Annotated in this window: 38 protein-coding genes; 2 read left to right on the top strand and 36 right to left on the bottom strand. The window is 51.7% G+C overall.

What is annotated here, in order from left to right; translation table 11 throughout:
* Positions 1 to 3: 3 nt before the first annotated feature.
* The 21 genes from rplO to rpsJ all read right to left on the bottom strand — a co-directional run bounded on the left by rplO (position 4) and on the right by rpsJ (position 9168).
* Positions 4 to 438: a 50S ribosomal protein L15 gene (gene rplO, locus LOC22_RS08610; RefSeq protein ID WP_003863304.1), complete on the bottom strand. Its 435-nt coding sequence runs from the start codon at positions 436 to 438 to the stop codon at positions 4 to 6.
* Positions 439 to 441: 3 nt separating this feature from the next.
* Positions 442 to 621: a 50S ribosomal protein L30 gene (gene rpmD / locus LOC22_RS08615; protein ID WP_003863301.1), complete on the bottom strand. Its 180-nt coding sequence runs from the start codon at positions 619 to 621 to the stop codon at positions 442 to 444.
* A gap of 6 nt (positions 622 to 627) precedes the next feature.
* On the bottom strand, positions 628 to 1128 hold the full coding sequence (gene rpsE, locus LOC22_RS08620) for a 30S ribosomal protein S5 (protein WP_003863299.1): 501 nt from the start codon (positions 1126 to 1128) through the stop codon (positions 628 to 630).
* A gap of 14 nt (positions 1129 to 1142) precedes the next feature.
* Positions 1143 to 1496, bottom strand: coding sequence for a 50S ribosomal protein L18 (gene rplR / locus LOC22_RS08625; RefSeq protein WP_003863297.1), 354 nt, complete (start codon positions 1494 to 1496; stop codon positions 1143 to 1145).
* A 9-nt stretch (positions 1497 to 1505) separates the two neighbouring features.
* On the bottom strand, positions 1506 to 2039 hold the full coding sequence (gene rplF, locus LOC22_RS08630; protein ID WP_006178917.1) for a 50S ribosomal protein L6: 534 nt from the start codon (positions 2037 to 2039) through the stop codon (positions 1506 to 1508).
* Between the two features lie 12 nt (positions 2040 to 2051).
* Positions 2052 to 2444: a 30S ribosomal protein S8 gene (rpsH, locus tag LOC22_RS08635; protein ID WP_006178918.1), complete on the bottom strand. Its 393-nt coding sequence runs from the start codon at positions 2442 to 2444 to the stop codon at positions 2052 to 2054.
* A 30-nt stretch (positions 2445 to 2474) separates the two neighbouring features.
* Complete coding sequence (gene rpsN, locus LOC22_RS08640) at positions 2475 to 2780, bottom strand: 30S ribosomal protein S14 (protein WP_003863291.1); 306 nt, start codon at positions 2778 to 2780, stop codon at positions 2475 to 2477.
* Positions 2781 to 2794: 14 nt separating this feature from the next.
* Positions 2795 to 3334 carry a 50S ribosomal protein L5 gene (gene rplE, locus LOC22_RS08645; RefSeq protein ID WP_003863290.1) on the bottom strand — a complete coding sequence of 180 codons (540 nt, stop codon included), beginning with the start codon at positions 3332 to 3334 and terminating at the stop codon, positions 2795 to 2797.
* 14 nt (positions 3335 to 3348) lie between these two features.
* Complete coding sequence (gene rplX, locus LOC22_RS08650; protein WP_003863287.1) at positions 3349 to 3663, bottom strand: 50S ribosomal protein L24; 315 nt, start codon at positions 3661 to 3663, stop codon at positions 3349 to 3351.
* A 10-nt stretch (positions 3664 to 3673) separates the two neighbouring features.
* Complete coding sequence (gene rplN, locus LOC22_RS08655; protein ID WP_002919748.1) at positions 3674 to 4045, bottom strand: 50S ribosomal protein L14; 372 nt, start codon at positions 4043 to 4045, stop codon at positions 3674 to 3676.
* Between the two features lie 166 nt (positions 4046 to 4211).
* Positions 4212 to 4466, bottom strand: a complete 255-nt coding sequence (gene rpsQ / locus LOC22_RS08660) for a 30S ribosomal protein S17 (RefSeq protein ID WP_002438707.1) — start codon at positions 4464 to 4466, stop codon at positions 4212 to 4214.
* On the bottom strand, positions 4466 to 4657 hold the full coding sequence (gene rpmC / locus LOC22_RS08665) for a 50S ribosomal protein L29 (protein WP_003863282.1): 192 nt from the start codon (positions 4655 to 4657) through the stop codon (positions 4466 to 4468). The genes rpsQ and rpmC overlap by 1 nt, the downstream gene beginning before the upstream one ends.
* Positions 4657 to 5067, bottom strand: a complete 411-nt coding sequence (rplP, locus tag LOC22_RS08670; RefSeq protein ID WP_002919759.1) for a 50S ribosomal protein L16 — start codon at positions 5065 to 5067, stop codon at positions 4657 to 4659. The genes rpmC and rplP overlap by 1 nt, the downstream gene beginning before the upstream one ends.
* 12 nt (positions 5068 to 5079) lie before the next feature.
* On the bottom strand, positions 5080 to 5781 hold the full coding sequence (rpsC, locus tag LOC22_RS08675) for a 30S ribosomal protein S3 (RefSeq protein WP_000529945.1): 702 nt from the start codon (positions 5779 to 5781) through the stop codon (positions 5080 to 5082).
* 17 nt (positions 5782 to 5798) lie between these two features.
* Entirely contained in the window at positions 5799 to 6131 is a 333-nt protein-coding gene (gene rplV / locus LOC22_RS08680; RefSeq protein WP_002919773.1) for a 50S ribosomal protein L22, read from the bottom strand.
* Positions 6132 to 6145: 14 nt separating this feature from the next.
* The gene (gene rpsS, locus LOC22_RS08685) at positions 6146 to 6424 is read right to left on the bottom strand and encodes a 30S ribosomal protein S19 (RefSeq protein ID WP_001138117.1); all 279 of its coding nucleotides are present in this window, start codon (positions 6422 to 6424) and stop codon (positions 6146 to 6148) included.
* A 16-nt stretch (positions 6425 to 6440) separates the two neighbouring features.
* Positions 6441 to 7262, bottom strand: a complete 822-nt coding sequence (gene rplB / locus LOC22_RS08690; RefSeq protein WP_000301859.1) for a 50S ribosomal protein L2 — start codon at positions 7260 to 7262, stop codon at positions 6441 to 6443.
* A gap of 17 nt (positions 7263 to 7279) precedes the next feature.
* Entirely contained in the window at positions 7280 to 7582 is a 303-nt protein-coding gene (gene rplW, locus LOC22_RS08695) for a 50S ribosomal protein L23 (protein WP_000617546.1), read from the bottom strand.
* Entirely contained in the window at positions 7579 to 8184 is a 606-nt protein-coding gene (gene rplD / locus LOC22_RS08700; protein WP_000424395.1) for a 50S ribosomal protein L4, read from the bottom strand. Before rplD ends, rplW begins: the two co-directional genes overlap by 4 nt.
* Before the next feature lie 10 nt (positions 8185 to 8194).
* Positions 8195 to 8824, bottom strand: coding sequence for a 50S ribosomal protein L3 (gene rplC / locus LOC22_RS08705; RefSeq protein WP_003863274.1), 630 nt, complete (start codon positions 8822 to 8824; stop codon positions 8195 to 8197).
* A 32-nt stretch (positions 8825 to 8856) separates the two neighbouring features.
* Positions 8857 to 9168, bottom strand: coding sequence for a 30S ribosomal protein S10 (rpsJ, locus tag LOC22_RS08710; protein WP_001181005.1), 312 nt, complete (start codon positions 9166 to 9168; stop codon positions 8857 to 8859).
* Positions 9169 to 9549: 381 nt separating this feature from the next.
* Here rpsJ and LOC22_RS08715 point away from each other — a divergent pair, with 381 nt between their 5' ends.
* A complete protein-coding gene (locus tag LOC22_RS08715; protein ID WP_017693881.1) occupies positions 9550 to 10023 on the top strand; it encodes a prepilin peptidase in 474 nt (157 codons plus the stop codon).
* Here the strand turns inward: LOC22_RS08715 and bfr are convergent.
* The 11 genes from bfr to fkpA all read right to left on the bottom strand — a co-directional run bounded on the left by bfr (position 10007) and on the right by fkpA (position 18208).
* Entirely contained in the window at positions 10007 to 10483 is a 477-nt protein-coding gene (gene bfr / locus LOC22_RS08720) for a bacterioferritin (RefSeq protein WP_003863270.1), read from the bottom strand. The two genes, LOC22_RS08715 and bfr, sit on opposite strands and share 17 nt — an antisense overlap.
* Before the next feature lie 72 nt (positions 10484 to 10555).
* Complete coding sequence (gene bfd, locus LOC22_RS08725) at positions 10556 to 10750, bottom strand: bacterioferritin-associated ferredoxin (RefSeq protein ID WP_003863268.1); 195 nt, start codon at positions 10748 to 10750, stop codon at positions 10556 to 10558.
* 178 nt (positions 10751 to 10928) lie between these two features.
* Positions 10929 to 12113 carry an elongation factor Tu gene (tuf, locus tag LOC22_RS08730; RefSeq protein WP_017693880.1) on the bottom strand — a complete coding sequence of 395 codons (1185 nt, stop codon included), beginning with the start codon at positions 12111 to 12113 and terminating at the stop codon, positions 10929 to 10931.
* A gap of 69 nt (positions 12114 to 12182) precedes the next feature.
* Positions 12183 to 14297, bottom strand: coding sequence for an elongation factor G (gene fusA, locus LOC22_RS08735; RefSeq protein WP_006812195.1), 2115 nt, complete (start codon positions 14295 to 14297; stop codon positions 12183 to 12185).
* Positions 14298 to 14393: 96 nt separating this feature from the next.
* Positions 14394 to 14864, bottom strand: coding sequence for a 30S ribosomal protein S7 (rpsG, locus tag LOC22_RS08740; RefSeq protein ID WP_003861706.1), 471 nt, complete (start codon positions 14862 to 14864; stop codon positions 14394 to 14396).
* A gap of 96 nt (positions 14865 to 14960) precedes the next feature.
* Positions 14961 to 15335, bottom strand: a complete 375-nt coding sequence (gene rpsL, locus LOC22_RS08745; protein WP_000246815.1) for a 30S ribosomal protein S12 — start codon at positions 15333 to 15335, stop codon at positions 14961 to 14963.
* Positions 15336 to 15459: 124 nt separating this feature from the next.
* Positions 15460 to 15747: a sulfurtransferase complex subunit TusB gene (gene tusB, locus LOC22_RS08750; RefSeq protein WP_015571409.1), complete on the bottom strand. Its 288-nt coding sequence runs from the start codon at positions 15745 to 15747 to the stop codon at positions 15460 to 15462.
* Positions 15748 to 15754: 7 nt separating this feature from the next.
* A complete protein-coding gene (tusC, locus tag LOC22_RS08755; protein WP_003861700.1) occupies positions 15755 to 16114 on the bottom strand; it encodes a sulfurtransferase complex subunit TusC in 360 nt (119 codons plus the stop codon).
* Complete coding sequence (tusD, locus tag LOC22_RS08760) at positions 16114 to 16500, bottom strand: sulfurtransferase complex subunit TusD (RefSeq protein WP_015571410.1); 387 nt, start codon at positions 16498 to 16500, stop codon at positions 16114 to 16116. The genes tusC and tusD overlap by 1 nt, the downstream gene beginning before the upstream one ends.
* A complete protein-coding gene (locus LOC22_RS08765; protein WP_003861697.1) occupies positions 16500 to 17222 on the bottom strand; it encodes a transcriptional regulator in 723 nt (240 codons plus the stop codon). The genes tusD and LOC22_RS08765 overlap by 1 nt, the downstream gene beginning before the upstream one ends.
* A 167-nt stretch (positions 17223 to 17389) precedes the next feature.
* Complete coding sequence (gene fkpA / locus LOC22_RS08770) at positions 17390 to 18208, bottom strand: FKBP-type peptidyl-prolyl cis-trans isomerase (protein WP_003861695.1); 819 nt, start codon at positions 18206 to 18208, stop codon at positions 17390 to 17392.
* A 238-nt stretch (positions 18209 to 18446) separates the two neighbouring features.
* On the opposite strand from fkpA, the gene LOC22_RS08775 reads away from it, so the two are divergent.
* Positions 18447 to 18665 carry a protein SlyX gene (locus tag LOC22_RS08775; RefSeq protein ID WP_003861693.1) on the top strand — a complete coding sequence of 73 codons (219 nt, stop codon included), beginning with the start codon at positions 18447 to 18449 and terminating at the stop codon, positions 18663 to 18665.
* Positions 18666 to 18716: 51 nt separating this feature from the next.
* Here LOC22_RS08775 and slyD read toward each other — a convergent pair whose 3' ends face one another.
* The 4 genes from slyD to kefG form a co-directional block, all read right to left on the bottom strand.
* Complete coding sequence (gene slyD, locus LOC22_RS08780) at positions 18717 to 19307, bottom strand: peptidylprolyl isomerase (RefSeq protein WP_003861691.1); 591 nt, start codon at positions 19305 to 19307, stop codon at positions 18717 to 18719.
* A 94-nt stretch (positions 19308 to 19401) separates the two neighbouring features.
* On the bottom strand, positions 19402 to 19602 hold the full coding sequence (locus LOC22_RS08785) for a YheV family putative zinc ribbon protein (RefSeq protein ID WP_003861689.1): 201 nt from the start codon (positions 19600 to 19602) through the stop codon (positions 19402 to 19404).
* Between the two features lie 13 nt (positions 19603 to 19615).
* Entirely contained in the window at positions 19616 to 21421 is a 1806-nt protein-coding gene (kefB, locus tag LOC22_RS08790; RefSeq protein WP_017384173.1) for a glutathione-regulated potassium-efflux system protein KefB, read from the bottom strand.
* Positions 21421 to 21972, bottom strand: coding sequence for a glutathione-regulated potassium-efflux system ancillary protein KefG (gene kefG, locus LOC22_RS08795; RefSeq protein ID WP_003861686.1), 552 nt, complete (start codon positions 21970 to 21972; stop codon positions 21421 to 21423). Before kefG ends, kefB begins: the two co-directional genes overlap by 1 nt.
* Between the last annotated feature and the right edge of the window lie 88 nt (positions 21973 to 22060).

The following is a 22060-nucleotide window of genomic DNA, read 5'->3' on the forward strand; positions in this document are numbered from 1 at the left end:
TACTTATTCCTCAATTTTACCGCCAGCAGCTTCGATAGCAGCACGAGCACCTTTAGTAACACGCAGGCCACGAACAGTTACCGGAGTAGAAACTTCACCAGCCAGGATCACTTTCGCGAACTCGATCTGGATACCGATAATGTTAGCCGCTTTCAGCGTGTTCAGGTCTACAACGCCGCCTTCAACTTTCGCCAGGTCAGACAGACGGATTTCCGCTGTGATCGCTGCTTTGCGAGAGGTGAAGCCGAACTTCGGCAGACGACGGTACAGTGGCATCTGGCCACCCTCGAAACCGCGACGTACGCCACCGCCAGAACGAGAGTTCTGACCTTTGTGACCACGACCACCGGTTTTGCCGAGGCCAGAACCGATACCACGACCCAGGCGTTTACCCGCCTTTTTAGAGCCTTCGGCCGGAGACAGAGTATTTAAACGCATCTCTTACTCCTCAACTTTAACCATGAAGTAAACCGCGTTGACCATACCACGAACAGCAGGAGTATCCTCGCGCTCAACGGTATGACCAATACGACGCAGACCCAGGCCAAGCAGCGTTGCCTTGTGTTTCGGCAGACGACCGATTGCACTGCGGGTTTGAGTGATTTTAATAGTCTTTGCCATGGTCAATTACCCCAGAATTTCTTCAACGGATTTACCACGCTTGGCAGCGACCATTTCTGGAGAATTCATATTTTCCAGGCCATCAATAGTTGCACGAACCACGTTGATCGGGTTGGTGGAACCATATGCTTTAGCCAGAACGTTATGAACTCCAGCAACTTCCAGAACGGCGCGCATTGCACCACCGGCGATGATACCGGTACCTTCGGAAGCTGGCTGCATGAATACACGAGAACCCGTGTGAACACCTTTAACTGGGTGTTGCAGGGTACCGTTGTTCAGCGCGACGTTAATCATATTGCGACGGGCTTTTTCCATCGCTTTCTGGATCGCTGCTGGAACTTCACGCGCTTTACCGTAACCAAAACCAACGCGACCGTTACCATCACCCACTACAGTCAGAGCTGTGAAGGAGAAAATACGACCACCTTTAACGGTTTTAGATACGCGGTTTACCGCGATCAGCTTTTCCTGCAGTTCGCCAGCCTGTTTTTCGATGTGAGCCATCTTACACCTCTACCTTAGAACTGAAGGCCAGCTTCACGGGCAGCATCTGCCAGTGCCTGGACACGACCATGATATTGGAACCCGGAACGGTCAAAGGAAACATTGCTGATGCCTTTTTCCAGAGCGCGTTCAGCGACAGCTTTACCTACAGCTGCTGCGGCGTCTTTGTTACCGGTATACTTCAATTGTTCTGAGATAGCTTTTTCTACAGTAGAAGCAGCTACCAGAACTTCAGAACCGTTCGGTGCAATTACCTGTGCGTAAATATGACGCGGGGTACGATGTACCACCAGGCGAGTTGCACCCAGCTCTTTGAGCTTGCGGCGTGCGCGGGTCGCACGACGGATACGAGCAGATTTCTTATCCATAGTGTTACCTTACTTCTTCTTAGCCTCTTTGGTACGCACGACTTCGTCGGCGTAACGAACACCCTTGCCTTTATAAGGCTCAGGACGACGGTAGGCGCGCAGATCTGCTGCAACCTGACCGATCAGCTGTTTATCAGCGCCTTTCAGCACGATTTCAGTCTGAGTCGGGCATTCTGCAGTGATACCGGCCGGCAGCGGATGCTCAACAGGGTGTGAGAAGCCCAGAGACAGGCCTACTGCATTCCCTTTGATAGCTGCACGATAACCTACACCAACCAGCTGAAGCTTTTTAGTGAAGCCTTCGGTAACACCAACAACCATTGAGTTCAGCAGGGCACGCGCGGTACCAGCCTGAGCCCATCCATCCACGAAACCATCACGTGGACCGAAGGTCAGAGCGTTATCTGCATGTTTAACTTCAACAGCATTGTTGAGGGTACGAGTCAGCTCGCCGTTTTTACCTTTGATCGTAATAACCTGACCGTCGATTTTTACATCAACGCCGGCAGGAATAACGACCGGTGCTTTAGCAACACGAGACATTCTTTCCTCCGATTAGGCTACGTAGCAGATAATTTCGCCACCAAGACCAGCCTGGCGCGCTGCACGATCAGTCATAACACCTTTAGAGGTAGAAACAACTGCGATACCAAGACCAGCCATTACTTTTGGCAGCTCATCTTTTTTCTTATAGATGCGCAGGCCTGGGCGGCTGACACGCTGAATGCTTTCTACAACAGCTTTACCCTGGAAATACTTGAGAGTAAGTTCCAGTTCCGGCTTGGTGTCGCCTTCAACTTTAAAATCTTCGATAAAACCTTCTTCCTTCAGCACGTTGGCAATTGCCACTTTCAGCTTGGCGGAAGGCATGGTGACCGCAACTTTGTTCGCGGCCTGACCGTTACGGATACGGGTCAGCATATCCGCGATCGGATCTTGCATGCTCATCTGTCTTTACTCCCGTGATTCAATTGGTAATTACCAGCTAGCCTTTTTCAAGCCTGGCACTTCACCGCGCATGGCGGCTTCACGCAGTTTGATACGGCTCAACCCAAACTTGCCCACATAACCATGTGGACGACCTGTTTGACGACAGCGGTTACGCTGACGAGACGGGCTGGAATCACGCGGCAGAGACTGCAGCTTGAGAACCGCATTCCAACGATCTTCGTCGGAAGCGTTCACATCAGAAATGATCGCTTTCAGTTCAGCGCGTTTAGCGAAGAATTTATCAGCTAAAGCTACGCGCTTTACTTCGCGTGCTTTCATTGATTGCTTAGCCATTCAGTAACCCTACCTTACTTGCGGAACGGGAAGTCAAAGGCAGCCAGCAGAGCACGGCCTTCTTCATCAGATTTCGCAGTAGTGGTAATGGTAATATCCAAACCACGCACGCGGTCGACTTTATCGTAGTCGATTTCTGGGAAGATGATCTGCTCACGGACACCCATGCTGTAGTTACCACGACCGTCGAAAGACTTAGCGGACAAGCCACGGAAGTCACGGATACGTGGAACAGCAATAGTGATCAGGCGCTCAAGGAACTCCCACATGCGTTCGCCACGCAGAGTTACTTTACAGCCGATCGGATAGCCCTGACGGATTTTGAAGCCTGCAACAGATTTGCGTGCTTTGGTGATCAGCGGTTTTTGACCGGAGATTGCTGTCAGGTCAGCTGCTGCGTTATCCAGCAGTTTCTTGTCAGCGATCGCTTCACCAACACCCATGTTCAGGGTGATCTTCTCGACCCGAGGGACTTGCATGACAGAATTGTAGTTAAACTCAGTCATGAGTTTGTTAACTACTTCGTCTTTGTAGTAATCATGCAGTTTCGCCATCGTACTACTCCAAATTACTTGATAGTTTCGCTGTTAGATTTGAAGAAACGGACTTTTTTACCGTCTTCGAATCTAAAGCCTACACGGTCAGCCTTGCCGGTAGCCGCATTGAAGATTGCAACGTTAGAAACCTGAATAGCAGCTTCTTTTTCAACGATGCCGCCTGGTTGGTTCAGGGCCGGAACCGGCTTCTGATGTTTCTTAACCAGGTTGATACCTTCAACGACAAGTTTGCCGGAAGACAGAACATTTTTTACTTTACCGCGTTTACCTTTATCTTTACCGGTTAACACGATAACTTCGTCATCACGACGGATTTTCGCTGCCATGATTCGCTCCTTAGAGTACTTCTGGTGCCAGAGAGATAATTTTCATGAACTTCTCAGTACGAAGTTCACGAGTTACCGGCCCAAAGATACGCGTGCCGATAGGCTGCTCGCTGTTATTGTTTAAAATAACGCATGCATTACCATCGAAGCGAATGACAGAACCGTCAGGGCGACGAACACCCTTCTTGGTGCGCACCACTACCGCCTTCAGCACATCACCTTTTTTGACCTTACCACGTGGAATTGCTTCCTTGATGGTGATCTTGATGATGTCGCCTACGCCTGCGTAGCGACGGTGCGAGCCACCCAGAACCTTGATACACATTACGCGACGTGCACCGGAGTTGTCGGCGACGTTCAGCATAGTCTGTTCTTGGATCATTTTAGTGCTCCGCTAATGTCAACTACTACCTGAGACTCTAAAATCAGAGCCGTTAAAAAGCCCCATATCGAGGGCGCGGCATTATAACACCGCTTCTGCAATATGGGTAGAAAAAATAAACGGCTCATCGCTGAGCCGTTTATTCGTATTGAGAATGCGTACTCTATTACAGAACCGCTTTCTCTACAACGCGAACCAGCGTCCAGGACTTAGTCTTGGACAGTGGACGGCATTCACGGATTTCAACCTTGTCGCCGATACCACATTCGTTGTTCTCGTCATGTACGTGCAGTTTGGTCGTACGCTTGATGAATTTACCGTAGATCGGGTGTTTCACAAAACGTTCGATAGCTACAACAATGGATTTCTCCATTTTATCGCTAACAACACGACCTTGCAGAGTACGGATTTTATCGGTCATTACGCACCCGCCTTCTGAGTCAGTAAAGTCTTAACGCGCGCAACATTGCGACGCACTTGCTTCAGCAGGTGAGTCTGTTGCAGCTGGCCACTTGCAGCCTGCATACGCAGGTTGAACTGCTCACGCAGCAGGTTCAGCAGCTCAGCGTTCAGCTCTTCAACGCTTTTTTCACGCAGCTCTTTTGCTTTCATTACATCACCGTCTTAGTTACAAAGGTGGTTTTGATAGGCAGTTTCGCTGCTGCCAGGCCGAAGGCTTCACGGGCCAGCTCTTCCGGAACACCGTCCATTTCATAAAGGACTTTGCCCGGTTGGATCAAGGCAACCCAGTACTCCACGTTACCTTTACCTTTACCCATACGAACTTCCAGTGGCTTCTCGGTGATCGGTTTGTCCGGGAATACACGGATCCAGATCTTACCTTGACGCTTAACTGCACGGGTCATTGCACGACGTGCTGCTTCGATCTGACGTGCAGTCAGACGACCACGGCCAACAGCTTTCAGACCGAAAGTGCCGAAGCTAACATCCGTACCCTGCGCCAGACCACGGTTGCGGCCTTTGTGCACTTTACGGAATTTTGTACGCTTTGGTTGTAACATCAGCGACGCTCCTTATTTACGGCCTTTACGCTGCTGCTTTTTAGGTTGAGCAGCCGGTTTTTCCGGTTGTTCAACAGCAGCCATACCACCCAGGATCTCACCTTTGAAGATCCATACCTTAACGCCGATTACACCGTAAGTGGTGTGCGCTTCAGAGGTGTTGTAGTCGATGTCAGCACGCAGAGTGTGCAACGGTACGCGACCTTCGCGGTACCATTCGGTACGTGCGATTTCCGCGCCGCCCAGACGGCCGCTAACTTCAACTTTGATACCTTTAGCGCCCAGACGCATTGCGTTCTGTACAGCACGCTTCATAGCACGACGGAACATAACACGACGTTCCAGCTGAGAAGTGATGCTGTCAGCAACCAATTTAGCGTCCAGTTCAGGCTTACGAACTTCAGCGATATTGATCTGTGCAGGAACGCCAGCGATATCCGCTACGACCTTGCGCAGTTTTTCTACGTCTTCGCCTTTCTTACCGATAACGATGCCAGGACGAGCAGTGTGAATAGTCACACGGATGCTCTTAGCTGGACGCTCGATAACGATACGAGATACAGACGCTTTAGCCAGTTCCTTAGTCAGGTACTGACGTACTTTAAAATCGCTGTCCAGGTTGTCAGCGAATTCTTTGGTGTTCGCAAACCAGGTAGAGTTCCATGGTTTTACAATACCCAGGCGAATACCATTAGGATGTACTTTCTGACCCATTGCTAGTCTCCAGAGTCTCAGCGATCGGACACAACCACAGTAATGTGGCTGGTGCGCTTCAGGATGCGATCTGCACGACCTTTCGCACGCGGCATAATGCGCTTCATGCTTGGGCCTTCATCTACGAAAATTTTCGCGACTTTCAGATCGTCGATGTCAGCGCCATCGTTGTGTTCAGCGTTAGCAATGGCAGATTCCAGTACTTTCTTGACCAATACCGCAGCTTTCTTGTTGGTATAGGTCAGGATGTCCAGGGCCTGCGACACTTTCTTACCGCGAATCAGGTCAGCAACAAGGCGAACCTTCTGTGCAGAAGAACGAGCATGGCGATGTTGAGCTAAAGTTTCCATCTCTTCCTCCTACCTTATTTCTTCTTCGCTTTTTTATCAGCAGCGTGGCCGCGATAAGTACGAGTCGGTGCGAATTCACCCAGTTTGTGACCAACCATTTCGTCGGTAACAAAGACTGGAACGTGCTGACGACCATTATGGACAGCGATGGTCAAACCGATCATGTTAGGAAAGATCGTTGAACGACGGGACCAAGTGCGCAGGGGCTTCTTGTCTCCGCTTTCCACCGCTTTCTCTACCTTCTTCAGCAAGTGCAGGTCAATAAAAGGACCTTTCTTGAGAGAACGTGGCATGGCTTATCCTCTAAAATTATTTGCTACGGCGACGTACGATAAATTTATCAGTACGCTTGTTGCTGCGGGTCTTCTTACCTTTGGTCTGAACGCCCCACGGAGTTACCGGGTGCTTACCAAAGTTACGACCTTCACCACCACCATGTGGGTGGTCGACTGGGTTCATCGCAGTACCGCGAACGGTAGGACGAACACCACGCCAGCGTGCAGCACCAGCTTTACCCAGAACGCGCAGCATATGCTCAGCATTGCCAACTTCGCCCAGAGTAGCGCGGCAGTCTGCTTCGACTTTACGCATTTCACCAGAACGCAGACGCAGGGTGACATAAGCACCGTCACGCGCAACGATCTGAACGTAAGTACCCGCGGAACGCGCCAGCTGACCGCCTTTACCTGGTTTCATTTCTACGTTATGAACGGTAGAACCAACCGGGATATTGCGCATCGGCAGGGTGTTGCCTGCTTTGATTGCAGCATCAACGCCAGACTGAATCTGGTCGCCAGCTTTCAGGCCTTTAGGGGCCAGGATGTAACGGCGTTCGCCATCTTTGTACAGAACCAGCGCGATGTTCGCGGAACGGTTCGGATCGTACTCAAGACGCTCAACAACTGCTGGGATACCGTCTTTGTTGCGTTTGAAGTCAACAATACGATAAGCCTGCTTGTGGCCACCACCGATGTGACGAGTGGTGATACGGCCATTGTTGTTACGACCACCGGATTTGCTGTTTTTTTCCAGCAACGGAGCAAAAGGTTTGCCCTTGTGCAGCTCAGGGTTAACCACTTTAACTACGTGGCGACGACCCGGAGATGTCGGTTTACATTTAACAACTGCCATTGTATTACTCCTCCGACTTACTCAGCGCCGCCAACGAAGTCCAGGTTCTGGCCTTCTTTCAGGGTGACGTAAGCTTTTTTCCAGTCGCTACGACGACCGATACGCTGTCCGTGACGTTTAACTTTCCCTTTAACTACCAGGGTGTTAACGACTTCGACTTCGACTTCAAACAGTTTCTGCACAGCAGCTTTGATCTCTGCTTTGGTCGCGTCTTTAGCAACTTTGAGAACGATGGTGTTTGTTTTTTCCATCGCAGTAGACGCTTTTTCAGAAACGTGCGGTGCGCGCAGCACCTTCAGCAGACGTTCTTCACGAATCATGCCAGCATCTCCTCAACTTGCTTAACAGCATCAGCAGTCATTACGACTTTGTCGAAGGCGATCAGGCTAACCGGGTCGATACCAGTCGCGTCGCGTACGTCAACCTTGTGCAGGTTACGCGCGGCCAGGAACAGGTTCTCGTCCAGCTCACCGGTGATGATCAGCACATCTTCCAGAGCCATGTCTTTCAGTTTCTGTGCCAGCAGCTTAGTTTTAGGCGCTTCAACAGAGAACTTCTCGACAACGATCAGACGATCCTGACGTACCAGTTCGGACAGAATGCTTTTCAGCGCGCCGCGGTACATCTTTTTGTTAACTTTTTGACTGTGGTCCTGTGGACGCGCAGCGAAGGTCACGCCACCTGAACGCCAGATCGGGCTCTTGATAGAACCTGAACGCGCACGGCCGGTACCTTTCTGGCGCCATGGCTTTTTGCCTGAACCAGTTACTTCAGCACGAGTCTTCTGAGCACGAGTACCCTGACGAGCACCAGCTGCATAAGCAACAACAACCTGGTGAACCAGCGCTTCGTTGAAATCACGACCGAAGGTAGTTTCGGAAACAGTCAGCGCGCTCTGCGCGTCTTTCAATACTAATTCCATTGCTATCCCCTTACGCCTTCACAGCTGGTTTAACGATCAGGTCGCTACCGGTTGCACCCGGGACCGCACCTTTAACCAGCAGCAGGTTGCGCTCAGCGTCAACACGTACTACGTCCAGGCTCTGAACGGTTACACGTTCGTTGCCCAGCTGACCTGCCATTTTCTTGCCTTTGAACACTTTGCCCGGAGTCTGGTTCTGACCGATAGAACCCGGAACGCGGTGAGACAAGGAGTTACCGTGAGTAGCGTCCTGGGTACGGAAGTTCCAGCGCTTAACGGTACCAGCAAAACCTTTACCTTTAGAGGTACCGGTTACGTCAACTTTTTTAACGTCAGCAAACAGCTCAACGCTAATGTCCTGACCTACGGTGAACTCTTCGCCTTCAGCAAGACGGAATTCCCACAGACCACGGCCAGCTTCAACGCCAGCTTTAGCGAAGTGACCCGCTTCTGGTTTGGTTACACGGTTAGCTTTTTTAGCACCAGTGGTAACCTGAATAGCGCGGTAGCCATCGTTAGCCAGATCTTTAACCTGAGTAACGCGGTTTGCTTCAACTTCGATTACGGTTACTGGGATAGAAACGCCATCTTCAGTGAAGATGCGGGTCATACCCACTTTTTTACCGACTAAACCAATCATTGTTTCAACCTCTCAATCGCTCGATGACCTGATTAACCCAGGCTGATCTGCACGTCTACACCGGCAGCCAGATCCAGACGCATCAGAGCATCAACGGTTTTCTCAGTTGGCTCAACGATGTCAACCAGACGCTTGTGAGTGCGGATTTCGTACTGATCACGCGCATCTTTGTTAACGTGCGGAGAGATCAGAACGGTAAAGCGCTCTTTGCGGGTCGGCAGCGGGATCGGACCACGGACTTGCGCACCAGTGCGCTTAGCAGTCTCGACGATTTCCGCGGTTGATTGATCGATCAGACGATGATCAAACGCTTTAAGGCGGATACGGATTCTTTGGTTCTGCATGAGACCAGAGCTCCAATTATTTTATAAACGAAAATGATTACTCCTCAAACCCATTACGATTGATGGGAGAGTGTAACCGTTCTTACGTAGCTCCCCAATTGGGAGCATTGTTGAGTAACAAAGTGAGCTACTCTGGTTCAGATTGAACCCGCCGTCAATTACGACAAGCCCGCGCATTATACGTAAATCAGAGAAAGACGCAAGTGCCGTTTAGAAATTAAGCGCCAAAGACGTACTATACGTAAGGCCGCGCAATTTTTTATGCAAAGTATCCCTTCTCAACTCTTTGTCTGAAGCCGCTACGCAATTGCTGTTTTTACACATTGCCGGGCCATGCAGATTATTACGAGTATGCGCTCAAACCATTTTGAGGCTCTCGCTATGCTACTGTCCCTCCCCTTTCTGCTGATCTATTTTGCGTTATCGGCCTTGCTTGTTCGCACCGATATTCGCACGGGGCTTCTTCCCGATAAATTTCTTTGCCCGCTGCTATGGACGGGCCTGCTCTACCAGCTTTGTCTCCATCCTGATTTTTTGCCGAGCGCGGTAGTGGGTGCGATGGCAGGATACGCCGGATTCGCCATTATCTATTGGGGATACCGTCTCATCTGCCGACGTGAAGGGATGGGATATGGCGACATAAAATATCTGGCGGCGCTGGGGGCATGGCATGGCTGGTGTGTACTACCAATACTGGCATTAGTGGCCGCGTTAATGGCTCTGCTGTATCTGGTTGCTTTCTCGTTGTTTACCCCTGATAAGCAGGCATTAAAAAACCCACTGCCTTTTGGGCCATTTCTGGCGGCAGCGGGTTTATGCGTTGGCTGGGAAAGCCTGATTAACTTTCCACTTTGATCTGAGACTGAAGGTAGTTCTGTAGGCCAATTTTGCTAATGAGATCCAGTTCGGTCTCAAGCCAGTCGATGTGCCCTTCTTCATCGGCCAGGATCTGGATCATCATATCGCGGCTGACGTAGTCATGTACGCTGTCCGCATAGGCAATGGCTTCACGCAGATCTTTTGCACCCTCCAGCTCCAGCCGGAGATCAGAACGCAGCATCTCTTCGACATCTTCTCCGATGCCCAGTTTTCCGAGATCCTGTAGGTTAGGAATGCCTTCGAGGAATAAAATACGCTCAATGTATTTATCGGCGTGTTTCATTTCATCAATGGACTCATGGTATTCAACATCGTTGAGGCGAGTCAGTCCCCAGTTTTTAAACATTCTTGCATGGAGAAAATACTGATTGATTGCGACAAGCTCATTTCCCAATAATTTATTGAGATAACTTATGATTTTAACATCACCTTTCATTATATAGTCCCTCCGCTTCCACTCATTGAAGCGTAGATCGGGCTACGGGGATGTCAAAAAAAAGATAGAGGCTTACGCGATCTCTTTGAATTCCGGGATCTGCATCAGTTCGTCCTGCATGATCTCACGCGCTGCGCGAACGCATTTACCGCATTGATTTCCCACCGGAACAAACTTGCGAAGCTGCTGGAAAGATTGTGGTTGAAACTGGCGAACGGCCTGACGAATTTTTTTGTCGCTTACACCATTACATAAACAAACGTACATAAAGACTCCCGTTCAAAATATGCGCAAAGTGTAAGTGAGAATGGTTATGATTACAATAGCGCGGGCGTCGGAATACGTGGCGGGAGAAAGCAAAAAATGCGAATTTTTATGACAATGCCCCAACGGCAGAAAACAAAAAAGGACGCCGGAGCGTCCTTTTTATTTCAGGGATAATTAATTAGCCCAGAACTTTAGCAACAACGCCCGCGCCAACGGTACGGCCGCCTTCACGGATTGCGAAACGCAGACCGTCGTCCATCGCGATTGGGTGGATCAGCGTCACAACCATCTTGATGTTGTCGCCTGGCATTACCATCTCTACGCCTTCTGGCAGTTCGATGGTACCGGTCACGTCAGTTGTACGGAAGTAGAACTGTGGACGGTAGCCTTTGAAGAACGGAGTATGACGGCCGCCTTCGTCTTTGGACAGAATGTACACTTCAGATTCGAACTTGGTGTGTGGCTTGATTGAGCCTGGCTTCGCCAGAACCTGACCACGTTCGATTTCTTCACGTTTGATACCACGCAGCAGAACACCAACGTTCTCACCAGCACGGCCTTCGTCCAGCAGTTTGCGGAACATTTCAACGCCAGTACAGGTAGACTTCGCAGTCTCTTTGATACCAACGATTTCAACTTCTTCACCAACTTTGATGATACCGCGCTCTACACGACCGGTAACAACGGTACCACGACCGGAGATGGAGAATACGTCTTCGATTGGCAGCAGGAATGGCTTGTCAATCGCACGCTCTGGTTCTGGGATGTAAGAATCCAGGTAGCCAGCCAGTTCGATGATTTTCTCTTCCCACTCTGCTTCGCCTTCCAGCGCTTTCAGCGCGGAACCACGAACGATTGGAGTGTCGTCGCCTGGGAAATCGTACTGAGACAGCAGTTCACGAACTTCCATCTCTACCAGTTCCAGCAGCTCTTCGTCATCAACCATGTCACATTTGTTCAGGAACACGATGATGAAAGGAACGCCTACCTGACGACCCAGCAGGATGTGCTCACGAGTCTGAGGCATAGGGCCGTCAGTCGCAGCAACAACCAGGATCGCGCCGTCCATCTGCGCAGCACCGGTGATCATGTTTTTAACATAGTCGGCGTGGCCTGGGCAGTCTACGTGTGCGTAGTGGCGAGTCGGGGTGTCATACTCAACGTGAGAGGTGTTGATGGTGATACCACGAGCTTTTTCTTCTGGTGCGTTATCGATCTGGTCGAAAGCACGAGCAGCACCGCCGTAGGTTTTAGCCAGTACGGTGGTGATTGCAGCAGTCAGGGTAGTTTTACCATGGTCAACGTGGCCGATAGTACCAACGTTGACGTGCGGTTTTGTACGTTCAAATTTTTCTTTAGACACGGCTATATTCCTTACTATAGTGCTCTCCCCTTCGGAGAGAGCACGGGACTTAGGTTTTAATCCTGTGGATTACTTACCACGGGCTTCGATAACGGCCTGAGCAACGTTGTTCGGCGCATCATCATACTTCAGGAATTCCATAGTGTATGATGCACGACCTTTGGTCAGAGAACGCAGCTGAGTTGCATATCCGAACATTTCAGACAGCGGAACTTCAGCGTGGATCTTAACGCCAGTTACTTCGGATTCCTGACCACGCAGCATACCGCGACGACGGCTCAAGTCACCGATAACGTCACCGGTGTTCTCTTCAGGAGTTTCTACTTCAACCTTCATGATCGGCTCAAGCAGAACTGGTTTTGCTTTCTTAAAGCCTTCTTTAAAGGCAATAGACGCAGCCAGTTTAAACGCCAGTTCAGAGGAGTCAACGTCGTGGTAAGAACCGAAGTGCAGACGAACACCCATGTCTACAACCGGGTAACCAGCCAGAGGACCAGCTTTCAGCTGCTCCTGGATGCCTTTATCAACGGCAGGGATGTATTCGCCAGGAATTACACCACCTTTGATGTCGTTGATGAACTCGTAACCTTTAGGGTTAGAGCCCGGCTCCAGTGGGTACATGTCGATCACAACGTGACCGTACTGACCGCGACCACCAGACTGCTTAGCGTGTTTACCTTCAACATCGGTAACTTTCGCGCGAATCGCTTCGCGGTAAGCAACCTGAGGTTTACCCACGTTCGCTTCAACGTTGAATTCACGCTTCATACGGTCAACGATGATGTCCAGGTGCAGTTCACCCATACCAGCGATGATGGTCTGGTTAGATTCTTCATCAGTCCATACGCGGAATGATGGGTCTTCTTTCGCCAGACGGCCCAGAGCCAGACCCATTTTTTCCTGGTCAGCTTTGGTTTTTGGTTCAACTGCGATGGAGATTACCGGCTCAGGGAATTCCATACGCTCCAGAATGATCGGGTGATCCGGGTCACACAGGGTGTCACCAGTGGTCACGTCTTTCAGACCGATAGCAGCAGCGATGTCGCCCGCACGAACTTCTTTGATCTCTTCACGTTTGTTAGCGTGCATCTGTACGATACGGCCAAAACGTTCACGCGCCGCTTTCACGGAGTTCAGGATGGTGTCACCGGAGTTAACCACACCAGAGTAAACGCGGAAGAAGGTCAGGTTACCTACGAATGGGTCGGTAGCAATTTTGAACGCCAGTGCAGAGAACGGCTCGTCATCACTTGCGTGACGCTCAGCCGGAGTATCTTTACCGTCGTCCAGGATGCCGTTGATCGCAGGAACGTCAACCGGGGATGGCAGGTAGTCAACTACCGCATCCAGCATCGCCTGAACACCTTTGTTCTTGAACGCAGAACCACAGGTTACCAGGATGATTTCGTTGTTCAGAACGCGCTGACGCAGAGCAGATTTGATCTCTTGCTCAGACAGTTCTTCACCACCCAGGTATTTCTCCATCAGCTCTTCAGAAGCTTCTGCTGCGGATTCGATCAGGTTCTGGTGCCATTCGTCAGCCAGGTCCTGCATCTCTGCCGGGATATCTTCGTATTCGAAGGTAACGCCCGCATCTGCTTCGTTCCAGTTGATGGCTTTCATTTTCACCAGGTCGATAACGCCGGTGAAACCTTCTTCAGCACCAATTGCCAGCTGAAGCGGAACAGGGTTCGCGCCCAGACGGGTTTTGATCTGGCCAACAACTTTCAGGAAGTTAGCACCCATACGGTCCATTTTGTTAACGAACGCGATGCGTGGAACTTTATATTTGTTTGCCTGACGCCATACGGTTTCAGACTGTGGCTGAACACCACCAACTGCGCAATAAACCATTACCGCGCCGTCAAGAACACGCATGGAACGTTCTACTTCGATGGTGAAGTCAACGTGCCCTGGGGTGTCGATGATGTTTACGCGATGCGGTTCGTACTGCTTAGCCATACCTGACCAGAATGCAGTAGTCGCTGCGGAGGTGATAGTAATACCACGCTCCTGCTCCTGTTCCATCCAGTCCATGGTGGCTGCGCCGTCATGAACTTCACCGATTTTATGGTTTACACCGGTGTAGAACAGAATACGTTCGGTAGTAGTGGTTTTACCGGCGTCGATGTGCGCACTGATACCGATGTTACGGTAGCGTGCGATGGGTGTTGTACGAGCCATTTGATTCCTCGTTTATATCTTTAGGCGTTCAGTTAAGTTACCCAGAGCGGGCGGCTTCTCTGAAGCGCCCGCCTGGTGACTACGACTCCGAAGGGATTACCAACGGTAGTGTGCGAACGCCTTGTTGGCTTCTGCCATACGGTGAACGTCTTCACGTTTCTTAACTGCGGTACCTTTGTTTTCCGCAGCATCAGAAAGTTCGTTCGCCAGACGCAGAGCCATGGATTTATCACCGCGTTTACGAGCAGCTTCAACGATCCAACGCATTGCCAGAGCATTACGACGAACCGGACGAACTTCAACTGGAACCTGATAAGTAGAACCACCAACGCGGCGAGACTTAACTTCTACAGTCGGGCGCACGTTGTCGAGAGCGACTTCGAAGGCTTCCAGTTCATTTTTACCAGAACGCTGAGCCAGGGTCTCCAGCGCGCTGTATACGATTGCTTCTGCGGTAGATTTTTTACCATCTACCATCAGGATATTTACAAATTTTGCCAGCAGTTCTGATCCGAATTTCGGATCTGGAAGAATTTTACGCTGACCAATGACGCGACGACGTGGCATGGGATTACTCCGTTGTTAATTCAGGATTGTCCAAAACTCTACGAGTTTAGTTTGACATTAAGATAAATCAGTTTGGCCTTACTTAACGGAGAACCATTAAGCCTTAGGACGCTTCACGCCGTACTTGGAGCGAGCCTGCTTACGGTCTTTAACACCTGAGCAGTCCAGCGCACCACGAACGGTGTGGTAACGAACACCCGGAAGGTCTTTAACACGACCGCCACGGATCAGGATCACGGAGTGCTCCTGAAGGTTGTGACCTTCACCACCGATGTAGGAAGTCACTTCGAAACCGTTAGTCAAACGCACACGGCATACTTTACGCAGTGCGGAGTTTGGTTTTTTAGGAGTGGTGGTATATACACGAGTACATACGCCACGTTTCTGCGGGCAGGCTTCCAGCGCAGGCACGTTGCTTTTTGCAACTTTGCGTGCACGTGGTTTGCGTACCAGCTGGTTAACTGTTGCCATTAAATAGCTCCTGGTTTTAGCTTTTGCTTCGTAAACACGTAATAAAACGACCTCATACAATATGAGGACGCGAAATTTTAGGGCTACGTCGAAAAGGTGTCAAGAAATATACAGCGATCTCAAATCACCAGTTCATTTGACTGGCGTGCGTCACAGTAAGATTGACGAAATCAGTATAGCCAACCACGTCAATTTTGGCTGAAATTTGACCAGAAAGACCCCGCGCATCCAGATCCTCTTTCAGCGCAGAGACTGTTATGGGGGCATTAGCGAGGATTTCAACAAAACGGCTGCCTTCAAGCGCCGCAAGCACGCCATCCTGAATCAGCAGCAGATCATCACCTTCGCGCAGCATGCTCAGTAACGTGTCGATATCGCATTGCCACGGTGAACGGCTCAGGGTATGGAGCATGACAGCCTCAGAAAGTCAGAACGGTATCGTAGTGAGAGAGTTGTTCGCGCAGCGCAGCAGATGTCAGGATCGTCACGTCCAGCACGAACGGTGTTTTCTCGTTTAACCCACGCGCGGCCAGCGAGTCGGCGCACACATAGAAGGTTTCAATGTCATAGAGCGGCAGAACTTTAAAGGTCGCAATGTAGTCGCGCGCAAGAATGGCCTGCGGTTGTTGGCCTGCCAGAAGCTGGAATACGCCATCGCCTAAAAAGAAGACGCCGATATCTTCGGTTAAAGCCGATGTCGCGAGCAATGCATCCAGCCCTTCCCGGCCTGAAGCGCTGCCATGCGGCGCAGAAGTAAAAACAAACGCTACGCGCTTCATCAAAATTGCACCACTCTGTCGCAGGTCAACGCCGCCTGTGCCAGGGCACCCAGTCCGCTGAGCGAAAAGCCCGGTTGCAGGTTAGCCCCCGCCAGACCAAGGCGTTCGGCTTCGGTCACATCCGTCACGCCGCGACGCAGTGCCGCCGCGACGCAGATATGCAGGTCAACGCCCTGCGTTTCGTTTAATTTTTGCCAGGCGCGCACGAGGTCAAACTCATCGCTCGCCGGAGACGTAAACTGGTTCGCGTTATATACGCCTTCGCGATAAAAGAAGACGCTTGCCAGTTCATGACCGGCATCAAGCAGCGCATGGGCAAACTGTAGCGCGCTGCTGGCCTGCTGGGTACCGTACGCCGGGCCCGTCACCATTAACGCAAAACGCATTACTTGTCTTGTCCCAGGAAGTCGCCGCTTTTGAACTGGCGAATATAGAGGTAAACCGTGTGTTTGGAGATATTCAGGCGATCGGCCACCTGGTTGATGGCATCTTTGATATCAAAAATCCCTTTCTCATAGAGGTTCAGGACGATCTGACGATTCTTGGCGTTGTTGGATACGTTGCGATCGGCATTCACCTCTTCAATGGTGAACTCCAGCGTCTGGGTCACGAGATCCTCAACCGAAGAAGCAAAGTTCACCGATGAGCCCACGTCCGGCGTTTCGGGCGGGATGAAGGTGCTCATGATTTGCGAGAATGGCACATCAAGGTTCATGTTGATGCACAGCAAACCGATTACCCGGTGTTCGCGATTTCGAATCGCGATCGTTTCTGACTTCATCAGCACGCCACTTTTGGCGCGGGTGAAATAGCATTTTGAGACGCTGCTGTCCGCGCCGGTCATGTCATGCAACATACGCAATGCAAGGTCGGTTATTGGCGAACCAATTTTACGGCCAGTGTGCTCACCATTCGCAATGCGGATAGCGGAACACTTAAGATCTTGCAGGGAATGCAATACGATTTCGCAGTGGGAACCAATGAGCATCGCTAACCCGTCCACTACCGCTTCGTAGGATTTCAGAATATCGAAGTCGGTCTGGTCAAATGGACGTTGATCCAGCAAATCAAGTTCACTGGTTTCGTTGGTTAAAAGCGACCTGGACATGAAAAAAACACTCCTTTTCAGGAGCCTGTCGTTAGGTTTTCAGGGCAGGCTCATTATCTACACGGACAACTAAATTAATACAGCGTGTATAACGCTTTCCAGTGTTAATTATATCTGCCCCACAATAAAAAAACCGCCGCCTGTAAAGGCGGCGGTTTTTTTCAGCATTACTTCTTAGCTGCTGCGGCTTTGTCGTCAGCCGGTGCGTCTGTTTTCGCATCCGCTTTCGGCGCCGGTTTGATGTCCAGCAGTTCTACATCAAATACCAGCGTGGAGTTAGCCGGGATACCCGGAACGCCGGTTTTGCCGTAAGCCAGATCCGGTGGGATGACCAGCTTGATTTTACCGCCTTTCTTGATGTTCTTCAGGCCTTCGGTCCAGCCCGGGATCACACCATCCAGACGGAAGGAGAGAGGCTCACCGCGGGTATAAGAGTTATCGAACTCTTTACCGTCGATCAGCGTACCTTTGTAGTTCACCACAACGGTGTCGCTGTCTTTAGGCGCGTCGCCGGTACCTTCTTTCTCAACTTTATAGATCAGGCCAGTAGAAGACGTTTTAACGCCTTTCTCTTTAGCGAACTTGTCGCGGTAGGCTTTGCCTTTCGCTTCGTTATCTTTAGCGTCTGCTTCCATCTTGGTCTGAGCGGCGCCTTTCACGCGCGCTTCAAACGCTTGCAGAGTCTGCTCGATTTCCTGGTCAGACAGTTTGCTCTTGTCTGCGAACGCATCCTGAACCCCTGCGATCAGCTGGTTTTTGTCCAGTTTGATGCCCAGTTTCTCTTGTTCTTTCAGAGAGTTTTCCATGTAACGACCCAGAGACGCGCCAAGTGCGTAGGCGGATTTCTGGTCGTCATTTTTGAATGCCGCTTTGCTGTCTGTAGTCGCAGCAGGCTTCGCAGCAGTATCAGCAGCGAAAGACAGCGGCGCATTGAGCGCTACAGCCATAGTGGTCGCCAGCAGCGTAACTTTAAACAGTGATTTCATCCATATCTCCAGGACCTGAGGTCTCTCACCCCAGTGTTAAACGTAAATGAGTGACGTACTATAAAACGTTGTGGAAGAAATCTACAGACAGACTCCCCCGAATGTCGCTTCTTTTCAGACTATTTTTGTTTAAATAAGTTTCTTGTCAGGGAGATGGATACTGTACTTAAGGAAAAAGTCAGCTAAACTTCGCCGCCGCTGGTCCATTATGGCGAATGAGAGATAAACGAGGTGAATGATGAAGGATACAACGATCGAAGCGAGACTGGCTGAGCTGGAAAGCCGCCTGGCTTTTCAGGACATCACCATCGAAGAACTGAATCAGACCGTGACGGCCCATGAGCTTGAAATGGCAAAACTGCGCGATCACATGCGCCTGCTGACGGAAAAGCTGAAGGCCACACAGCCGTCAAACATTGCCTCTCAGTCAGAAGAGACGCCACCACCTCATTATTGAGGCGTAAAAAAAGCGGGATTATCCCGCTTTTTTATTTTCCGGAGTACGGAATCAGTGGCAACCGCAGCCGCCGTTACCGCAACCACCTTTACCGTGGCCGTGGTCATGACCATGGTCGTGGCCGTGACCACCGCAGCAGCCGTCGTGGCCGTGATCGTGGTCATGGTCGTGACCGTGCGCACCGTGAACGTGGCCATGAGCCAGCTCTTCTTCGGTCGCTTCACGGATCGCAACAACTTCTACGTTGAACTTCAGGTTCTGACCCGCCAGCATGTGGTTGCCGTCAACCACAACGTGGTCGTCTTCAACTTCAGTGATTTCAACCGGCACCGGACCCTGGTCAGTTTCCGCCAGGAAGCGCATACCAACCTGCAACTCGTCAACGCCCATGAATACGTCTTTAGGAACGCGCTGAACCAGGTTGTCGTCATACTGACCGTAAGCGTCGTTCGCGCCTACAGCAACGTCGAATTTGTCGCCAACTTCATGGCCTTCCAGCGCCGTTTCCAGGCCGGAAATCAGGGAACCGTGACCATGCAGGTAGTCCAGCGGCGCACTCACCGGAGACTCATCAACCAACACACCGTCTTCTGTACGTACCTGATAGGCCAGGCTGACCACCAGGTCTTTTGCTACTTTCATGATATCTCCTGAGCGTGGGAAAATTGCTGGCGCAGATTGTAGCGGAAATCTGCACCCGTGTACCCTTAAGCTTAAAAAAACTCAGAGCATATCGCTAGTCTGGATGAAAAATGCCGATCACTTGCTCTTCTTTGCGAACGTGATCGCGGGCTTCTTTGTCGGCCTCACGCATCTGGTGACCGCACTTAACACATTCAACGATATCGATATTATTTTCACGCCACATGGCCAGTGTATCTTGCGCCTGGCAGGATGGGCATTTTGCGCCCGCGATAAAGCGTTTACGTACAGCCATCTTTCGTTACCCTTTATTCAAATTCATCCCAGCCGTCGAGCTGGCGTCGTTCCTGTTGCATCTCACGCTGGAAGATCTCCTCCAGTTCGCGACGCGCTTCCCGCACGCGGGAGATCTGCGCCGTGTCGCTGTGCACGGGCATCAGTTCACGCAGCATTCGCATATCCAGCCGGCGGAAATGCATCTGGGCGCGTTGCGCCTGGTGAGGATGCATACCCAGCGAAACCAGCGCCTTGCGTCCCAGCTCCAGCGCGCTGGAGAAGGTTTCGCGGGAGAAGTGTTTCACACCCGCCTGCAAAAGTTCGTGAGCCTCCACACGTCCACGCGCACGCGCCAGAATATGCAGATGCGGGAAATGCTGCTGGCACAGCTCCACCAGCTTCATCGTGTCTTCCGGATCGTTGCAGGTGATGACGATGGACTCCGCAGCCTCTGCCCCCGCCGAGCGCAACAGCTCAAGCTGCGTCGCATCGCCGTAGTACACCTTATAACCATATTTGCGCATCAGGTTGACGGCGCTGATATCGCGCTCCAGCACCGTAATGCGCATTTTATTCGCCATCAACAGGCGACCAATCACCTGTCCGAAGCGACCAAAGCCCACGACGATCACCTGCGGTTTATCATCTTCCACCCACGGCGCTTCGTCTTCATCGTCTGCGGGATTCAGGCGGCGCGACAGCAGTTTGTCCACCAGCTTCATCAGCAGCGGGGTGGTCATCATCGACAGCGTAACCGTCACCAGCAGCAGCGCCATCTGGTCATCTTTGAACAGCTTCTGAGACGACGCCGTGGAAAACAGCACAAACGCAAATTCTCCACCCTGGCTTAACACGCTGGAAAACTGCATTCTTTCCGAGCTGCGCAGCCCGTAAATCCTCGCGAGGACATACAGCACCAGCGTTTTGACCGCCACCAGCACGGCGACACTCGCAATAACCCACAGCAGATGGGTATAGAGCACGCCAAGATTAAGCGCCATACCCACCGAGATAAAGAACAGCCCTAACAGCAGCCCCTTAAACGGATCGATGGCGGTCTCCAGCTCGTGGCGGTACTCGCTTTCCGCAAGCAGCACCCCGGCGATAAACGTCCCAAGCGCCATCGACAGCCCCAGCGCATCCATAAACAGCGCTGAGCCAAGCACCAGCAGCAGCGTTGCGGCGGTGAATACCTCGCGCACGCCGGATGCGGCAATAAACCGGAATACCGGACGCAGTAAAAACCGTCCGCCGATCAGCATCCCCGCGAAGGCCAGCACCTTCATGGAGATCTTCATCCAGTCGAAATGATCGTCTCCGGAGCCCGCCAGCAGCGGCACCAGCGCCAGCGCCGGGATCACCGCTAAATCCTGGAACAGCAGCACCGAAAAACCCAGCTGCCCCGCCTCGTTGCGGTTCATCCCTTTGTCGCGCATCAGCTGAAGCGCCATCGCCGTCGACGACATCGCAAGACCGATCCCGCCAATCACCGCGGCCTGCCAGGAAAACTGCGTCAACATCAGCAGTCCCGCGAGAATGGCCGCGCTGAGTAACACCTGCGCCGCCCCGACGCCAAAAATAGATTGCCGCAGTTGCCACAGCTTGGCGGGGTTCAGCTCCAGCCCGATGATAAACATCAGGAAGACCACGCCCAGCTCGGAGAAGTGGAGAATTTCATCCACATCGCTGATAAACCCAAGCCCCCAGGGGCCAATGGCGATCCCCGCCAGCAAATAGCCCAGCACCGCGCCAATGCCGAGACGCGCGGCAAGCGGGACCGCGACGACGGCGGCAAACAAAAACAGCACCCCGGCAAGGAGTAAATTCGAACCGTCCATTAGCGTCCTCCCGCCGGAATCGGTGACGCCAGCCATTCGCCATAGGCCCTGGCATGGCTCGCCAGCGCTTTCGGATCCTGCCGCCGTGCCCAGTAGATAATAATCGGGCTCATCCAGTGCATACGGCACATCGCCGCCGTCAGCTCAAACGGCCGCAGAATGTCGCTCATGGGGTAACGGTTCAGCCCGTCGTGACGGTAAGCGCTTTCCGGCTCACCGGTGGTAATGACACTCCGCCAGTACTTTCCCGCCAGCTGGTTGCCCCCCACCCCGCTGGAGAAGCCCCGGCTCAGCACGCGGTCCAGCCACTCTTTGAGCAGCGCCGGACAGCTGTAGGTATAAAGCGGATGCTGGAACACAATCACGTCGTGCTGACGCAGCAGTTCCTGCTCGTAAGGAATATCGATAAAAAAATCAGGATAGTGCGCGTAGAGATCGTGCACCGTTACGTTACTGAGCTGTGTGGCCGGCTTAAGCAGCACCCGGTTCGCCACCGAGTCCTGTGATTCCGGATGGGCATACAGCAGCAGCACTTTCGCTGTCTGAGACATCACTCCCCTCCCGGTTCTGTTTTTGTGTATTGTTGTCGTTTTGGGCTACCATGGCGGCCCGGTGGGGAAAATGGCCCACACCTTACAT

Source organism: Enterobacter sp. AN-K1 (assembly GCF_020971765.1).
Lineage (GTDB): Bacteria > Pseudomonadota > Gammaproteobacteria > Enterobacterales > Enterobacteriaceae > Enterobacter > Enterobacter hormaechei_C.

Bases quoted from the DNA above. Each gene is read 5' to 3' on its own strand.
- LOC22_RS08765 (WP_003861697.1), bottom strand. From the start codon at position 17,222: ATGTCCAGGTCGCTTTTAACCAACGAAACCAGTGAACTTGATTTGCTG.
- rplW (WP_000617546.1), bottom strand. From the start codon at position 7,582: ATGATTCGTGAAGAACGTCTGCTGAAGGTGCTGCGCGCACCGCACGTT.
- tusB (WP_015571409.1), bottom strand. From the start codon at position 15,747: ATGCTCCATACCCTGAGCCGTTCACCGTGGCAATGCGATATCGACACG.
- rplX (WP_003863287.1), bottom strand. From the start codon at position 3,663: ATGGCAGCGAAAATCCGTCGTGATGACGAAGTTATCGTGTTAACCGGT.
- rpsH (WP_006178918.1), bottom strand. From the start codon at position 2,444: ATGAGCATGCAAGATCCGATCGCGGATATGCTGACCCGTATCCGTAAC.
- fkpA (WP_003861695.1), bottom strand. From the start codon at position 18,208: ATGAAATCACTGTTTAAAGTTACGCTGCTGGCGACCACTATGGCTGTA.
- rpmC (WP_003863282.1), bottom strand. From the start codon at position 4,657: ATGAAAGCAAAAGAGCTGCGTGAAAAAAGCGTTGAAGAGCTGAACGCT.
- rplF (WP_006178917.1), bottom strand. From the start codon at position 2,039: ATGTCTCGTGTTGCTAAAGCACCGGTCGTTATTCCTGCCGGCGTTGAT.
- rpsQ (WP_002438707.1), bottom strand. From the start codon at position 4,466: ATGACCGATAAAATCCGTACTCTGCAAGGTCGTGTTGTTAGCGATAAA.
- bfd (WP_003863268.1), bottom strand. From the start codon at position 10,750: ATGTACGTTTGTTTATGTAATGGTGTAAGCGACAAAAAAATTCGTCAG.
- rplR (WP_003863297.1), bottom strand. From the start codon at position 1,496: ATGGATAAGAAATCTGCTCGTATCCGTCGTGCGACCCGCGCACGCCGC.
- rpsJ (WP_001181005.1), bottom strand. From the start codon at position 9,168: ATGCAGAACCAAAGAATCCGTATCCGCCTTAAAGCGTTTGATCATCGT.
- slyD (WP_003861691.1), bottom strand. From the start codon at position 19,307: ATGAAAGTAGCAAAAGACCTGGTGGTCAGCCTGGCCTATCAGGTACGT.
- tusD (WP_015571410.1), bottom strand. From the start codon at position 16,500: ATGCGTTTTGCGTTAATGGTGACGGGCCCGGCGTACGGTACCCAGCAG.
- rplN (WP_002919748.1), bottom strand. From the start codon at position 4,045: ATGATCCAAGAACAGACTATGCTGAACGTCGCCGACAACTCCGGTGCA.
- rpsG (WP_003861706.1), bottom strand. From the start codon at position 14,864: ATGCCACGTCGTCGCGTCATTGGTCAGCGTAAAATTCTTCCAGATCCG.
- rpsS (WP_001138117.1), bottom strand. From the start codon at position 6,424: ATGCCACGTTCTCTCAAGAAAGGTCCTTTTATTGACCTGCACTTGCTG.
- LOC22_RS08715 (WP_017693881.1), top strand. From the start codon at position 9,550: ATGCTACTGTCCCTCCCCTTTCTGCTGATCTATTTTGCGTTATCGGCC.
- rplV (WP_002919773.1), bottom strand. From the start codon at position 6,131: ATGGAAACTTTAGCTCAACATCGCCATGCTCGTTCTTCTGCACAGAAG.
- rpsN (WP_003863291.1), bottom strand. From the start codon at position 2,780: ATGGCTAAGCAATCAATGAAAGCACGCGAAGTAAAGCGCGTAGCTTTA.
- kefB (WP_017384173.1), bottom strand. From the start codon at position 21,421: ATGGACGGTTCGAATTTACTCCTTGCCGGGGTGCTGTTTTTGTTTGCC.
- rpsE (WP_003863299.1), bottom strand. From the start codon at position 1,128: ATGGCTCACATCGAAAAACAGGCTGGCGAACTGCAGGAAAAGCTGATC.
- rpmD (WP_003863301.1), bottom strand. From the start codon at position 621: ATGGCAAAGACTATTAAAATCACTCAAACCCGCAGTGCAATCGGTCGT.
- rplE (WP_003863290.1), bottom strand. From the start codon at position 3,334: ATGGCGAAACTGCATGATTACTACAAAGACGAAGTAGTTAACAAACTC.
- LOC22_RS08775 (WP_003861693.1), top strand. From the start codon at position 18,447: ATGAAGGATACAACGATCGAAGCGAGACTGGCTGAGCTGGAAAGCCGC.
- tusC (WP_003861700.1), bottom strand. From the start codon at position 16,114: ATGAAGCGCGTAGCGTTTGTTTTTACTTCTGCGCCGCATGGCAGCGCT.
- bfr (WP_003863270.1), bottom strand. From the start codon at position 10,483: ATGAAAGGTGATGTTAAAATCATAAGTTATCTCAATAAATTATTGGGA.
- fusA (WP_006812195.1), bottom strand. From the start codon at position 14,297: ATGGCTCGTACAACACCCATCGCACGCTACCGTAACATCGGTATCAGT.
- LOC22_RS08785 (WP_003861689.1), bottom strand. From the start codon at position 19,602: ATGGCTGTACGTAAACGCTTTATCGCGGGCGCAAAATGCCCATCCTGC.
- rplD (WP_000424395.1), bottom strand. From the start codon at position 8,184: ATGGAATTAGTATTGAAAGACGCGCAGAGCGCGCTGACTGTTTCCGAA.
- rplC (WP_003863274.1), bottom strand. From the start codon at position 8,824: ATGATTGGTTTAGTCGGTAAAAAAGTGGGTATGACCCGCATCTTCACT.
- rplP (WP_002919759.1), bottom strand. From the start codon at position 5,067: ATGTTACAACCAAAGCGTACAAAATTCCGTAAAGTGCACAAAGGCCGC.
- rpsL (WP_000246815.1), bottom strand. From the start codon at position 15,335: ATGGCAACAGTTAACCAGCTGGTACGCAAACCACGTGCACGCAAAGTT.
- rplO (WP_003863304.1), bottom strand. From the start codon at position 438: ATGCGTTTAAATACTCTGTCTCCGGCCGAAGGCTCTAAAAAGGCGGGT.
- rpsC (WP_000529945.1), bottom strand. From the start codon at position 5,781: ATGGGTCAGAAAGTACATCCTAATGGTATTCGCCTGGGTATTGTAAAA.
- kefG (WP_003861686.1), bottom strand. From the start codon at position 21,972: ATGTCTCAGACAGCGAAAGTGCTGCTGCTGTATGCCCATCCGGAATCA.
- rplB (WP_000301859.1), bottom strand. From the start codon at position 7,262: ATGGCAGTTGTTAAATGTAAACCGACATCTCCGGGTCGTCGCCACGTA.